This window comes from Phenylobacterium sp. VNQ135 (assembly GCF_049445735.1).
Lineage (GTDB): Bacteria > Pseudomonadota > Alphaproteobacteria > Caulobacterales > Caulobacteraceae > Phenylobacterium.
Genome location: NZ_JBMSDS010000002.1, coordinates 482,374 through 496,398 on the forward strand (window position 1 = coordinate 482,374; position 14,025 = coordinate 496,398).

Genomic DNA, 14,025 nt, shown 5'->3' on the forward strand with positions numbered 1-14,025 from the left:
CGGACTTTTCTGCTTGTCAGGAACCGTAATTTCGGTTCACATTTCCTGGCGCTGCGGTGCTTGTCAACCGGCGGGGAGGTTGTGCGGATGGAAGGCTTGCGGGCGATCCACCTATGGCGCCAGGGCGTCCCACCCGGTACGGCGTGTTCGCGTACGCTGGAGAGGTTCCTGGTAGAGATGGCTGAGCAGGACGAGCGACGGAAAGACGTCGAGGCGGGCTGGGTCCGGCCGGTTCACCAGAGCCGTAGTCGCGCGCAGCGTGATCGCCTGCTGAAGGCCGGCGAGCGCGTGTTCGCCGCCAAGGGGTTCTGGCAGGCCCATGTCTCCGACATCGTCGCCCAGGCGGACTGCTCGGTCGGCAGCTTCTATCGCCGGTTCAAGGACAAGGAGGCCCTGTTCTTCGCGCTTCAGGAAGACATGGCCGCGCACGCACAGCGCAACCTGGAGGCCGTGTTCGACGACCCGCGCTGGCTGACCGAGCCGCTTCTCGAAAACATGGTCCGCCTGATGCGCAACACCGCCCGGACGATGCAGGGCATCGAGGGCTACTATCGGGCGCTCTTCGAGATGAGCCTGCGCGGGCACGACGTCTGGACCCCCATGCGCAGCCTGGAACTCTATCAGGCTGAGCGAATGGTGGCCGTGCTGAACCAGCGGGGTGTCGAGACCACGGACGACACCATCACCTCGGCTCACATGGTCATCCGCATGGTCCACGGCCTGATCATATCGACCATCATCCACGAACCCGGTCCGTACGGCCCCGGGGATCCGAAGTTCCATCGCGAGCTCGCCGAGCTCTGCCTGGCCCACCTGACAGCCCGCCCCGGAGACGGGGCAGGAAGCGGCGCCGGCCAGGCCTGACACGATCTACCCAGAGGTCCCGTCAGCAAGGGGCCCATCATAGAGGGAGGGTACTAATGCGTCGCAATCGCGACTTGCGGACTCACGCGTCCATGAGGGCCATGTGGCTGGGAGGGGCGGCGCTGGCCGCGATGGCCTGGCCGGCCTATGCCCAGGACAACCCCGTCGTCGAGGAGGTGGTCGTCACCGCCCAGAAGCGGGCCGAGAACATCCAGGATGTCCCGCTGTCGGTGTCGGCCTACGGCGCGGACATGATCGAGCGGGCGGGCGTGCAGAACTTGCAGGACCTGGCGACGCGCGTTCCGAACCTCAACATCGACGCCTCGAACAACCTGCGGAACACCTCCGTGGCGATCCGGGGCATCGGGTCGTCGGGGTCGAACCCTGGCGTCGAGCCGAGCGTCGGCGTGTTCCTCGATGGGGTGTACCAGCCTTCGGGCGGGATGGTTCAGGGCGAGCTGCTGGACATCGCCTCGGTGGAAGTGCTGCGCGGTCCGCAGGGCACGCTCTATGGCCGCAACACGCCGGTGGGCGCGCTCAACATCACCACCCAGGCGCCGCGGCGGAACCCGGAGGCGAAGATCCGCTGGGGCGTGGGTGGGCCGTCGATGATCTACGGCAGCGGCTACGTCACCGGCCCGCTCACCGACACGCTCGCGGGACGCCTGTCGTTCTGGGGGCGCAAGCGCGGCGGATACGACCGCAACCTGCGCACCGGCGAACGGGTCAACGACTTCGCGGGCGGGGGCGCCCGCGCCCGGCTGCTCTGGGAGCCGAACGACACGCTCACCATCAACCTGATCGGCTCGTACAACGAGTTCAGCCAGGAGTGCTGCGTCGGCGAGCAGATCGATCCCACCGGCCCGCTGGGCATCGCCACACCCGGCTTCCTGACGGCGCTTGCGGCCACCGGTTACCCTTTCCGCAACTACGACGACCATGACCATGTCGTGGATGCTGACGACACCGGGGACGACTTCGTCCAGCAGCAGGATGCCTCGCTGCAGATCGAGAAGACGCTGCCGAGCGGGCATACGCTCACCTCGATCACGGCCTACGGCCACTGGACCAACAAGGTCAGCATCTCGTCGGATGCGCTGCCGGCCGACATCTACCGCAGCCCGCAACGCCAGGAGAACGATGTCTGGAGCCAGGAGCTGAGGATCGCGTCTCCCTCGGACAGGCGCTTCACCTACATGCTCGGCCTGTTCGGCTATGCCCAGGACCTGATGTTCCAACAGATCAGCGTCCTCGGGCTCGGCGCCAACCGGGTGTTCCCGGCGACCGCCTGCGCAGGCGTCACGCCGTGCCGCGTGAAGGCGGGAGACGGCAACATCTCGGACTTCTCCCAGGAGACCCGCAGCTGGGCGGCCTTCGGCACCGCGACCTTCAACGTCACCGATCGCTGGAGCCTGACCGGGGGCCTGCGCCAGTCGAGCGACAAGAAGGACGCCTTCATCAATCACTACAACCTGCCAGGCGTCAGCGCCGCCTTCCTCTCGACGTCGCGCAACAACCTGATCGGGGACGTCTCCCGCAAGGAAGACAAGCTGACCTGGTCGGCCAACACGAAGTACGATCTCACGGACGCTGTCATGGTGTTCGCCACCGCGGCGACGGGCTTCAAGTCCGGCGGCTTCAACTCCCGCCGCCTGGCGGTCGGAGATCCCTTCGCCTTCGGGCCCGAGAACAGCACGACCTATGAAGCGGGCGTGAAGTCGGAACTGCTCGGGCGGCGTCTGGTCCTCAACGCAACCGTCTTCCAGATGACGCTGGAAGACTTCCAGGAGTCGGTGCTCAACCCTGTCACCGGCGTCGGCTTCATCGTCGGCAACGCCGGCGAGCGGGAGGTGCGGGGTCTGGAAGTCGACTTCCGCGCCCGGCCGTCGACGCGCCTGTCGATCGACGGCGGCTTCGCCTACACCGACGCCGAGTTCACGGACCGCTCCGCGGGACCCTGCGCCGTCGGCCAGACGCCGAACGGCACGCGGCCGAACACCTGCAACTACGATGGCCTTCGCCCGGCGGGCTCGCCGAAGTGGAAGGGGGCGGTGTCGGCCCAGTACGACCAGCCGGTGTTCGGTGATCTGGAGCTGAGCGTGCGCGGCGAGGTCAACTATACCGGCGCGCAGTACCTCAATCCGACCCTCGATGCGGCCAGCCTGCAGAAGGCGGTGACCCTGGTGAATCTGCGGGCGACGCTGGGCGAGCCGGACGGCCGGTGGAGCGCCTCGGCCTGGGTCAAGAACCTGACCGACGAGTCCTACTACTCGGTCGTCGTCACCCAGCCGATCACCGCCTACACCAGCGGCGGCGGCACGGCGGCGGCACGTGGCTTCCTGGGCTGGTACAGCGCGCCGCGCACCTGGGGCGCGGATCTCACCTTCCGGTTCTGAATGTCCCCAACTCGGCCGCTCCGCTCAGCCGGGGCGGCCGTCTCTTCCCGGAGCGCCGCGCCTTGACCGCCACGCCCTACCGAATCCTGGGAGCCCTCGGCTCGCCCTATTCCCTCAAGATGCGCGCGGTGATGCGCTATCGCCGCCTCCCGCACGTCTGGATCCAGCTCGATCCGGACAATGACTTCGAACGGACGCGGGTGAAGGCGCCGGTCATTCCGGTGATCCAGTACCCGGACGGCGGCTACCACAACGACTCCACGCCAATGATCTACGACCTGGAGCGCCGGCATGCCGAGCGCCCGGTCGTGCCGGCCGATGCCGGCGACGCCTTCCTGTCCTTCCTGCTGGAGGACATGGCGGACGAGTGGGGCACCAAGTTCATGTTCCACTACCGCTGGTTCGCCGAGCGGGATCAGAAGCAGATGAGCGAATGGCTCGCCTATGACCGCTTCCGCGGCGGCGAGGCCCGCATCCGCCAGTTCGCCGCCGCCTTCCGCGAGCGGCAGGTGGGACGGATGGCGATCGTCGGATGCACCCCCGAGAACGCACCGGTGATCGAGCACACCCTTCGGCGTCTGGCGGCCATCCTCGAGCGGCATGTGCTGACCGAGCCCTACTTCTTCGGGACGTGTCCCTCGCTCGCCGAGTTCGCCTGGTACGGACAGCTCTCGCAGCTGATCGTCGATCCGACGCCCAACGACCTAATGCGCGAGATCGCGCCGTTCACGGTGCGCTGGCTGATGCAGATGGACGACGCGTCCGGCGTCGAGGGCGAATGGCGGCCTGGGACGCCGGCGGCCGTCGTCGACGATCTGCTGGCCTTCGCGGGAGACATCTACCTGCCGTTCCTGGCCGCGAACGCCCGCGCGGTGGCGGCGGGCGAGCCTGACTTTGCCCTCGATCTGCCCGGCGGCCGCTGGTCGCAGGGCAGCTTCAAGTATCAGGCGAAGTGCCTGGAGGCGCTGCGCCAGGCGTGGGCGGCGCTGCCGTCCGAGACGCAGGGGAGCCTCGGTCCGCTGCTGGACCGGACCGGCTGCCTGCCGTTCCTTGCGGGGGACGAAGCGTGAGCGCACGGTCGACGCAGGGCGTACGAGCGCGGTTGACCTTCAGCGCCAGCCGCCGGGGTGAAACAGCCGACAAAGACACATTCGGGAGTGAGGAGCGGGGCATGAAAATTCGCAGGATTGCGACGGCTGCGGCGCTGGCCGTGACGGTGGGCCTGATGGGAGTCTCGACGGCCCCCATCGCTGGCCTCGGGCGCGCGGAGGCGGCGGCCTCGCCGCGTCCGAACGTGGTCATCATCCTGGCCGACGACCTCGGCTACAACGACATCTCGCTGCACGGCAATCCGCTGGTCAGGACGCCGAACATCGACTCCATCGCCCGGGACGGGGCTCGTTTCGAGACGGGCTACACCGGCGATGCGGTATGCTCGACATCGCGCGCGGCGCTGATGACCGGCCGCAACTTCTCGCGCTACGGCTTCGAATGGCTGCCCAACCTGCCGGGCTTTGTCACCGCCCGCGACGGCACCTACGCCCAGGAGCGCTACCCGGCCAAGATCGTCAACGCGGCGCCCAATCCGGTGCCGCCGGAGAAGAATGGTCTGCCGATGAGCGAGATCACCCTCGCCCAGGTCCTGAAGGCGCAGGGCTATCGGACCGGTATCGTCGGCAAGTGGCACCTGGGCATGGCGCCCAACCTGTTGCCGACCAACCGCGGCTTCGACGAGTTCGTGGGCTTCCCCGGCGGGGCGGCGCTGTACGGCAAGGTGGACGATCCGAACGTCGTCACGGCCAAGCTGCCGTGGAGCGGGATCGACGGCTATCTCTACGCCAACCTCACCACCGACGTGTGGCGGGACGGCAAGCGGGTCCCCGCCAAGAAGTACATGAGCTACGAACTGGCGGACGAGGCGGTGGGCTTCATCGAGCGGAACAAGGCGCAGCCCTTCTTCCTCTACCTGGCGTTCAACGCGCCCCACAATCCGATCCAGGCGCCTAAGGCGATCTATGACCGCATGGGCCACATCAAGGACGAGAAGACCCGCGTCTACTACGCCATGATCCAGGCGATGGACGAGGCCGTGGGCCAGGTTCTGGGCAAGCTGAAGGCCGAGGGCCTGGATCGCAACACCATCGTCGTCTTCCTCAGCGACAACGGCGGCGCGTCGTACCATCACATCCCCGAGGAGAACCTGCCCTACCGGGGTTGGAAGACGACCTATTTCGAGGGCGGCGTGCACGTGCCGTTCTTCGTCCGCTGGCCCGAAAAGGTGGCGGCCGGAAGCTTCGTGCCAGGTGTGGCGAGCAGCCTCGATCTGTTCCCGACTCTCGTTCGCGCGGCCGGCGGCCAGATGCCGAAGGACAGGGAATTCGACGGGATGGATCTGCTGCCCGCGCTGAGCGGCAAGGCCGATCCTTCGACCCTCAGGGAGCGGACGCTCTACTGGCGCAAGGGCGACTACAAGATGATCCGCCAGGGTCGCTGGAAGCTGCAGTGGCTCGACGACCCCAAGGCCGTGTGGCTGTTCGATCTCGACACCGATCCCACCGAGCGCTTCAACCTCGCCGCCCGCAAGCCCGAGAAGGTGCGCGAGCTGCAGGCCGTCTATGCGGTGCAGGAGAAGAAGTACCTGCCCCCCGCCTGGGCGGCGACAGCCCGGACCCGGATCAACGTGGACGGACACTCTCCAGACGCCTCGGACGACGTCGAATACGTCGAGTGGCTGAACTAGCCCCGATGCGGCCGTACATCCTCTACGGCGTGTGGTCGTCGTACTACACGGGTAAGGTCCGCTCGTACCTGCGCAAGAAAGGGCTGCCGTTCGTCGAACGGCTCCCCGCCGCGCCGGAGTACCGCAGCGACGTGCGCGGCAAGGCCGGGACGCATCATATCCCGGTGCTGGTCGCGCCCGACGGCACGGTCGTTCAGGATTCGACGCTGATCCTCGACTACCTCGAAGACCGTCATCCGGACCCCCCGATGACACCGCAGACGCCGGTCCTGCGGCTTGCCGCCATGATGCTGGAGGTGTTCGGCCAGGAGGGGCTGACGCGGCCTGCGATGCACTATCGCTGGAGCTTCCTCGAGGAGAACCGCGATTACATCCTGCACGACTTCGGCCGGGCGCTGAAACCGCGCGGAACCCAGGCCGAGATTGAGGCGGCCGGCGGAATGGTGGCCGAGCGCATGTCCGGCAAGCTGCCGGGCCTCGGGATCACCGAGCAGACCATCCCGGTGGTCGAGGCCGAGTTCGAGGCGCTGCTCGGGTTGCTCGACGCGCACTTCGGCGCCCATCCCTACCTGCTCGGCGGCCGGCCGAGCCGCGGGGACTTCGGCCTGATGGCGCCGATGTTCGCCCACCTTTCGCGCGATCCCTACCCGGCCATGGTGCTGCGCCGTCACGGCCCCGCCACGGCGCGCTGGATCGAGCAGATGAACGTCCCCGAGCTCGCCATGCCGGAGTTCGAAGGGCTCTCGCCAGACTATCCGCCGGACGACCGGCCGCCCGAGACCCTGCTGCCGGTGCTGAGGTTCTTCGTCGAGACCCATGGCGCGGAGGTCGCCGCGATCGCCGACTCATGGGCCGAGTGGCTGCAGGCCGATCCGATGCGTCGCCCCGGAACCCAGATCTCGGAGTCGGCCGCCGCCCAGCCGGTCCTGGACCCCCGGCCGGTGCGGATTCGCGACACCGTCTTCACGATATCGCCGCGGCTTCACACGCTGTGGATGTTCCAGCGTCCGCTCGACTTCTTCGCCGCCCAGACCGGGCCGGCGCGCGCCGCCTGTGAGGCGTTCGCCGCCGCGATCGGCGCCGGACAGCTGTTGAACCTGACGCTGGAGCGTCCGCTGCGTCGCGACGGCGGGCGCCTGCTCGTCGGCTGAGTTCAGTAGCTCGAGAAGCGCATCTCCGCGCTGTCGGCGGGCAGATCGACGACCATCCCGTCCTTGGCCAGTCGCCAGTCCAGCGGCCCGCCTTCAGCGACGCCTTTGGCGAACGCGTCCGGCGTGAAGAACGGCAGGCCGGCCTGGGTGATGTGGCTGATGATGAGGGCCTTCACGCCGGCGCTGCGGGCGATCTCGGCGGCCTCGGCGGGCGAGGTGTGATAGGTCAGGGTGTCGGTGATCAGCGACGCCATGCGCGGGTTGCCCATGACGCCCAGGCCGCCCGCCAGCTGACGCATCATGTCGGGGCTCTGGCCTTCATGGATAAGGAGGTCGGCGCCCTTCGCGGCCTCGGCCAGGGGCTGCCACTTGCGGGTGTCGCCGCTGATGACGACCGAACGGCCCTTGTAGTCGAAGCGGTAGGCGAAGGCCGGGGTGACGGGTTCGTGGGCCACCGGAATGGCGGTGACGGTGAGGTCGCCGTCGCGCCAAGCGACCGCGGGCTTGCCGTCGGCCGCGACGGCCTTGGCCTCGAGTTTCGCGGCGGACAGCGAGAACTTGTAGGGGCCGTGTTCGTGGTGGGCCTTGCGATAGGTGTGGTCGAGTTCGTAGGCCTCATTGAAGCCGCGGGCGACCTTCTCCACGCCGCGCGGGCCGACGAGCGGCAAGGGCGCGCTCCGGCCCGCGACCCAGCTCTGCAGGTTGAACTCCCCGACCTCGCCGATGTGGTCCGAATGCAGGTGGGTGAGGAACACCGCGCGCGTGGTGCCCAGCGGCAGGCGCCACAGCATCAGGTTCTCAGTCGCCTCCGCGCCGATGTCGACGATGTAGAGGGCGCCGCCAGCCTGGATCGCCGTGCAGGGCTTGGCGCGGCCGATCACGGGCAGCGGTCCCGACGTGCCGCAGAACACCACCCGCAGACCCTCCGGCGCCGAGGGCGGCTGGGTCGCCGGCTGGGGCGCCGGTTGGCCGAGGGCTGCGGGGGCGACGACGGTCAGGGCTAGGGCGGCGGCCAGCGGGAAGAGAGCTCGTAGCACGTTCATGCGACATCCTTCCAAACCGGAATCGGGAATCACATTCTTATGGCGCAGCTTGACCCAGCGCCAGCTGAAAGAAGCGTTCCGTTCCCCAGGCCCATGCGCACTCTGGGGACCTTCCGCTGCCTGCCGATTGCAAGCGTGGCCGAAAGATCGCGCCGCAGCGCGTGGCGATTCCCCGTCGGCTGCGTCTACCTCTTGGGGCGCCTGTGAGCCCCAGCGGTTGATCCCGGGGGTTCGTTTCATGCGTCACAAAATGCTCGCGGCCAGTGCGCTGGCCCTGGCTCTTGCCCTGCACGGCCCGGCGGGCTCGGCCGTCGCGGCTCCGGCGTCCGCGACGACGCCGGCCCGCCTGCCCATCACCACCCCGCGCCAGGCCTACGGCTTCGGCATCGGGGACGACTACCAACTCGCCAACTACAAGCAGATGGCCGCTTACTGGACGAGGCTGGCCGGCGAGTCCGACCGCATGAAGCTGACGACGATCGGCAAGACCAGCGAAGGCCGCGACCAGCTGATGGCTGTCGTCTCAAGCCCCGAGAACCTGAGGAACGTCGAGAAATACCGCCAGATCGCGAAGCGGCTCAGCCAGGCCGAGGGCCTGAGCGACGCCGAGGCCCGCCAGCTGGCCCGCGAGGGCAAGGCGGTGGTCTGGATCGACGGCGGCTTGCACTCGACCGAGACGGTAAGCACCCAGCAGCTCACCCAGACTCTCTACGAGATGCTGAGCGGGAAGGATCCCGAAACCCTGCGGATCCTCGACAACTGCATCATCCTGTTCGCCCACGCCAACCCGGACGGCAACGACCTCGTCTCGGACTGGTACATGCGCAACAAGGAGCCGGCCAAGCGGGAGTTCGACAGCCTGCCGCGCCTCTACAACTGGTACGTCGGCCACGACAACAACCGCGACTTCTTCATGTCGAACATGAAGGAGACGGTGAACATCAACCGGATCCTGTACCGGGAGTGGTTCCCGCAGATCGTCTACAATCACCACCAATCCGGTCCGCCCGGCACCGTGGTATTCATCCCGCCGCACCGGAATCCGTACAACTACGCCCTCAACCCGCTGGTGCTCACCGGCCTCGACCAGGTGGGCGCCCGCATGCTGGACCGGCTGATCGCCGAGGGCAAACCGGGCGGCGTGCGGCGTGAGTACGCCGCCTACACGAACTGGGCCGGTACGACCCTGCGCGCCAATGCCCTCTTCCACAATTCCATCGGCGTGATCACCGAGATCATCGGTTCACCGACGCCGGCCCAGCTGGAGCTGGTGCCCCGCCAGCAGCTGCCGACCAACGACAACCTGACCCCCATCGCGCCGCGGGTCTTCAAGTTCCAGGACGGCATCGACTATTCGGTCGCTCTGAACCGCGGGATGCTGGACTACGCCTCCAGCAACCGCGAGCACCTGCTCTATTCGATCTATCGGATGGGCAAGGACAACATCGATCGCGGCTCGTCAGACCACTGGACGGTCAATCCGCGCCGCATCGCGGCTCTGGAAGCCGCCGCCAAAGGCGGGACCTACAAGCAGGACGTCCCGCGCTGGGGCATGGGCTACGCGCCGGACGCCGTGGACCCGAGCCTCTACGACAAGGTCATCAAGGCGCCCGACCAGCGTGACCCGCGCGGCTACATCCTGAGCGCCGACCAGGCGGACTATCCTCGGGTCGTCGTGTTCATGAACTCGCTGATCAAGAGCGGGCTGAAGGTGGAGCGCGCGACGCAGCCGTTCAGTGTCGGCGGCAAGAGCTACCCGGCCGGCTCCTTCATCGTGAAGACCGCCCAGGCCTACCGCGCCCAGGTCATGGACATGTTCGAGGCGCAGTTCCATCCGGACAACATCCCCTATCCGGGCGCGCCGCCGATCCGGCCACACAACGTCACGGGCTACACGCTCGCCTATCAGATGGGCGTGCAGTTCGACCGAATCCTCGACGGCTTCGACGCACCCACCGAAGTGGTGGCCGACGTCATGGCGCCGCCCTCAGGCAGGATCGTGGGCTCGGGCAAGGCCGGCTATGTGATCAGCCATGAGATCAACAACGCCTTCATCGTTCAGAACCGGCTTCTGAAGGCCCACAAGACCGTCGAGTGGCTGACCGCGGGGGTCGATGTCGGCGGCAAGGCGTTCGCGCCGGGCGCCCTCTGGGTTCCCGAGGGCCCGGGCGTGCGGGCCATCCTGGAGACCGCCGCCCAACAGACGGGCGTCGACATCTACGCCGTGGACGCCAAGCCTGCGTCGGCGTCGCTGCCCATGAAGCCGATCCGTATCGGCCTGGTGGACCTCTACGGCGGCGTAATGGCCTCCGGGTGGAACCGCTGGCTGTTCGAAAGCTACGAGTTCCCGTTCGAAGTGGTGTTTCCGCAGCAGCTGGACGCGGGCAACCTCAAGGCCAAGTACGACGTCCTGGTCTTCGCCGATGAGACCGTCCTGGAGCCGCCCAGCCCGGAGCGTCCGCGGCGAGGCCAGCCGGCTCCTGGCGACATCCCGGCCGAATGGCGCGCCAAGCTGGGCCACGTCACGAAGGAGAAGACCGCGCCGCAGCTCGCCGCCTTCGCCAAGGCCGGCGGGACGATCGTCGCCATCGGAAGCGCGACGCAGCTCGCCGAGGATCTGGGACTGCCGGTGAAGGACGCGTTGGTCACGGTGGAGAACGGCCAGACCAAGCACCTGCCCGCCTCGAAATTCTACGTGCCGGGCTCGGTGCTGGTGAACAAGGTCGACAACACCCGGCCGTTGGCGTTCGGCCTGCCGCCGGAAGTGAACGTCTACTACTACAACAGCCCGGCCTTTAAGGCCGAGGCGGGCGCCACGCCCATCGCCTGGTTCGATCGCCCCGATCCGCTTCGCAGCGGCTGGGCCTGGGGCGCTCAGCACCTGAACGGCGCCGCATCGATCCTCGAAACCGATCTCGGCCGCGGGAAGGTGTTCCTCATGGGACCCGAGGTGACCCAGCTGGGCCAGTCCCAGGGCACCTACGCGTTCCTTTTCAACAGCCTCTACTACGGGCCGGCCGCGGCAGGGCGCTGAGCCCCGCAACGCGCCATCCCGCCGCCCCGCCGGTCCGGCCCAACCCCTCAAGGGCCGGCGGGGTCACGGCCCGCCCTTCTGCTTCGGCCGCGCCGGGCGCCGTCACCGATACAGCCGAACAGTGGAGTTCCGCGTGAGTCCCTCCAGCCTGAGAACCGCCGCCCGCCTGTCCCGCGTGAAGGTCTCGCCGATCCTGGCGCTGTCGCAGCGCGCCCGCGACCTCGTGGCCGAAGGCCGCGACATCATCGACCTGACCGTCGGCGAACCCGATTTCGACACGCCCGGCGACATCAAGGCCGCCGCCAAGTCGGCGATCGATCGCGGCGAGACCAAGTACACCGCCCTGAACGGCGACCCCCGGCTGCTGAGCGCCATCGCCAGACGCATGGCCGATCGGGGCGTATTCACGGCGGACAGCGCGACCATCGCCTGCTCCGGCGCCAAGCAGGTGATCAGCCACGCGCTCGAAGCGCTGCTGGAGCCGGAGGAGGAGGTGTTGCTCCCCGCGCCCTACTGGACCTCCTACGCCGACATGGTGCGGCTGAAGGGCGGCGTCCCCGTCACGGCGCCGGGCCGCTACGACCCCGCGTTCGGCTGGCGGCTCGACGCGGCGTCCATCGAGGCCGCGATTACGCCTCGCACACGGTGGCTGATCCTGAACACGCCCAACAACCCCACCGGCGCGGGCGCGACCGAGGCCGAGCTCGCCGCGGTGGCCGACGTCCTCCGCCGCAACCCGCATGTCTGGCTGCTGTGCGACGACATCTACGAGGACCTGGTCTACGAGGCGCCGCCTCGTCCGTTCCTGCGCCTGCATCCGGACCTCGCGGATCGCGCCCTGCTGGTGAACGGCGCATCCAAGGCCTACGCCATGACCGGCTGGCGGATCGGCTGGGGCGTAGGCCCCACGCCGCTGATCGCGGCGATGAGCTCGATCCAGAGCCAGACCACCTCGGCGCCCTGCTCGATCAGCCAGGCCGCGGCGCTGGCGGCCCTCACCGGTCCCCAGTCCGAAGTGGAACGCATGCGGGAGACCTTCCGCGCCCGCCGCGATCTGCTGGTCGCCCTGCTGGACAAGATCCCCGGCATGAGCTGCCCGCTCCCGGACGGCGCCTTCTACGCCTTCCCGCGCGTGGACGGCCTGATCGGCGCCCGGACCATGAAGGGCCAGGTGCTCCACTCCGACGTCGATGTCTCGACCTACCTGCTCGATAGCGCCGGGGTGGCCACCGTGCCCGGCTCGGTGTTCGGCGGGCCGGGGCATCTGCGCCTGTCCTTCGCGGCCAGGACCGAGCTGCTCACCGAGTCCTGCGCCCGGATCGCGGCGGCCTGCGCCGCCGTGCTGGACGCGCCCGCCCCCGTCTGACCTAGAAGCTGAGTTGCAGGCGGCCGTTGACCGCCTGCCCGCGGTCCTTGCCGGCATAGGCCCCGGCCTGCGCCTCGGTTCGCCAGAGGCTGGCGTCGAGCATGAGCCGCATCCATTCTTCCGGCTTCCAGTTCAGGCCCAGGGCGACCTCCTCCCCCAGGCCGCCGCCGGGGGCGTCGGTGTTGTCCAGGCGTTGCGCCCGCCCGACGATCTCGATGGCGCCGATCCCGCCTTCGGACAGAGGATGGTCCGGCCGGGTCCGCACCCAGCTCCCGCTCCGCGGCGAGTACCCCGGCGCGTCGCCCGTCAGGCTCCAGCCGGCCGAGATGGACCAGGCGCTGACGGTGGCGGAAACAGGCTCCCCTTCGATCCGCCTCTCGCCGTACTCGGCGAAGGCCCAGCCTGGGCCGCGCACGCCGCCTGCCTCCAGGCCCCAGGCGAGCGACTCCGACGGATCGTCGACGCCGCCCAGCGGAACCGTCAGGTTGTCGTTGAAGTGCCCGGCCCAGGGCGTCGTCCGCGTGAGCCGCGTGACGCTGCTGGAGAAGGATTCGTGGAACCCCCAGGCGCCCAGGTGGATGACGCCGCTTTCGCCGCGCACGGGGTTCCAGTGAGCCCGGACCGCCGTGCTGACGGTGTCGCGCGAGGTCCCGGGATTGTTGTTGATGTCGTCGCCGGCGACCTGCGCCGCCACGTGCCATCCTTCGCCGTAGACCTTCCCGGCCAGGCCAAATCCGTAGAGGCCTCTCGTCGGCGAGATGGCGAGCGCGACGGCGTTCCGCTCCATGAAGGGCGCCCCCTCCGACGAGCTCGAGCCCTCGAGGCTGCGCTCCGTCAGCCGGTTGCCGAGCGTGATCTCGACGTCGCCGACGGGCGTGCGATCCCGCCAGGCCACATAGGCGCTGCGGATGTTGGTCTCATTGTTCGCGAAATCGGCGGTGAGGGCGTAGTTGAACTTGCCGGCCTGGCCCTCGACTCCCATCCAGAGCGCGCGGACTTCCGACCCGGAGATGTTGCGGGCCGGCGCTTCGGAGCCGTCGGTCCAGGACCCGTCCATGTAGATTCGCGCGCGCGGCTTGAACCGGAAGGCGCCGTCCGCGCTGACGAACTCCGGCCCGGGCGACCAGCGCACCGCCACGGGCGTCGGTGTCTTCCCGGACCTTGCCGCCGTCGGCAGCTGGACGATGGGCGCCGCCGGCTGGACAGGCGCTGCTCTGTTCTCGAGGGCTTCGATGCGGGCCCTCAGCAGCCGGATCTCGGCGGACTGGGCCTCGACCAGGGCGGGCAGGTCGCCGGTCTCGTCGGCGTGCGCGGGACCGGATGTGGCGACGGCGAGCGCACTGATCACACAGGCGGCAGGAATGCGGGCGGTCGGAATGGCGCCAACTCACTCTGAAGAAGATCGTGAGGCGCCGGCCGGCCTCCCTTGCC

At 68.5% G+C, this 14,025-nt stretch carries 9 protein-coding genes; 7 read left to right on the forward strand and 2 right to left on the reverse strand.

Annotated elements, in window-relative coordinates; genetic code table 11:
- The first annotated feature begins 177 nt into the window (after positions 1–177).
- The 5 genes from ACO2Q0_RS08220 (at position 178) to ACO2Q0_RS08240 (ending at position 7,151) form a co-directional block, all read left to right on the forward strand.
- The gene (locus tag ACO2Q0_RS08220) at positions 178–864 is read left to right on the forward strand and encodes a TetR/AcrR family transcriptional regulator (protein WP_423351008.1); all 687 of its coding nucleotides are present in this window, start codon (positions 178–180) and stop codon (positions 862–864) included.
- Positions 865–956: 92 nt separating this feature from the next.
- The gene (locus ACO2Q0_RS08225) at positions 957–3,260 is read left to right on the forward strand and encodes a TonB-dependent receptor (protein WP_423351009.1); all 2,304 of its coding nucleotides are present in this window, start codon (positions 957–959) and stop codon (positions 3,258–3,260) included.
- 62 nt (positions 3,261–3,322) lie between these two features.
- On the forward strand, positions 3,323–4,330 hold the full coding sequence (locus ACO2Q0_RS08230) for a glutathione S-transferase N-terminal domain-containing protein (RefSeq protein WP_423351010.1): 1,008 nt from the start codon (positions 3,323–3,325) through the stop codon (positions 4,328–4,330).
- Between the two features lie 101 nt (positions 4,331–4,431).
- On the forward strand, positions 4,432–6,000 hold the full coding sequence (locus ACO2Q0_RS08235) for a sulfatase-like hydrolase/transferase (RefSeq protein ID WP_423351011.1): 1,569 nt from the start codon (positions 4,432–4,434) through the stop codon (positions 5,998–6,000).
- A 5-nt stretch (positions 6,001–6,005) separates the two neighbouring features.
- Complete coding sequence (locus ACO2Q0_RS08240; RefSeq protein ID WP_423351012.1) at positions 6,006–7,151, forward strand: glutathione S-transferase family protein; 1,146 nt, start codon at positions 6,006–6,008, stop codon at positions 7,149–7,151.
- Between the two features lie 2 nt (positions 7,152–7,153).
- On the opposite strand, the gene ACO2Q0_RS08245 is transcribed toward ACO2Q0_RS08240, so the two are convergent.
- Positions 7,154–8,194, reverse strand: coding sequence for an MBL fold metallo-hydrolase (locus ACO2Q0_RS08245; protein WP_423351013.1), 1,041 nt, complete (start codon positions 8,192–8,194; stop codon positions 7,154–7,156).
- A gap of 238 nt (positions 8,195–8,432) precedes the next feature.
- On the opposite strand from ACO2Q0_RS08245, the gene ACO2Q0_RS08250 reads away from it, so the two are divergent.
- On the forward strand, positions 8,433–11,228 hold the full coding sequence (locus ACO2Q0_RS08250; RefSeq protein ID WP_423351014.1) for a M14 family metallopeptidase: 2,796 nt from the start codon (positions 8,433–8,435) through the stop codon (positions 11,226–11,228).
- Between the two features lie 133 nt (positions 11,229–11,361).
- The gene (locus tag ACO2Q0_RS08255; protein ID WP_423351015.1) at positions 11,362–12,594 is read left to right on the forward strand and encodes a pyridoxal phosphate-dependent aminotransferase; all 1,233 of its coding nucleotides are present in this window, start codon (positions 11,362–11,364) and stop codon (positions 12,592–12,594) included.
- Position 12,595: 1 nt separating this feature from the next.
- Here ACO2Q0_RS08255 and ACO2Q0_RS08260 read toward each other — a convergent pair whose 3' ends face one another.
- Positions 12,596–13,942, reverse strand: coding sequence for an OprO/OprP family phosphate-selective porin (locus tag ACO2Q0_RS08260; RefSeq protein ID WP_423351016.1), 1,347 nt, complete (start codon positions 13,940–13,942; stop codon positions 12,596–12,598).
- Between the last annotated feature and the right edge of the window lie 83 nt (positions 13,943–14,025).

Excerpts from the sequence above, each read along its gene's own strand:
- ACO2Q0_RS08220 (WP_423351008.1), top strand. The coding sequence starts at position 178 with ATGGCTGAGCAGGACGAGCGACGGAAAGACGTCGAGGCGGGCTGGGTC.
- ACO2Q0_RS08225 (WP_423351009.1), top strand. The coding sequence starts at position 957 with ATGAGGGCCATGTGGCTGGGAGGGGCGGCGCTGGCCGCGATGGCCTGG.
- ACO2Q0_RS08235 (WP_423351011.1), top strand. The coding sequence starts at position 4,432 with ATGAAAATTCGCAGGATTGCGACGGCTGCGGCGCTGGCCGTGACGGTG.
- ACO2Q0_RS08240 (WP_423351012.1), top strand. The coding sequence starts at position 6,006 with ATGCGGCCGTACATCCTCTACGGCGTGTGGTCGTCGTACTACACGGGT.
- ACO2Q0_RS08245 (WP_423351013.1), bottom strand. The coding sequence starts at position 8,194 with ATGAACGTGCTACGAGCTCTCTTCCCGCTGGCCGCCGCCCTAGCCCTG.
- ACO2Q0_RS08250 (WP_423351014.1), top strand. The coding sequence starts at position 8,433 with ATGCGTCACAAAATGCTCGCGGCCAGTGCGCTGGCCCTGGCTCTTGCC.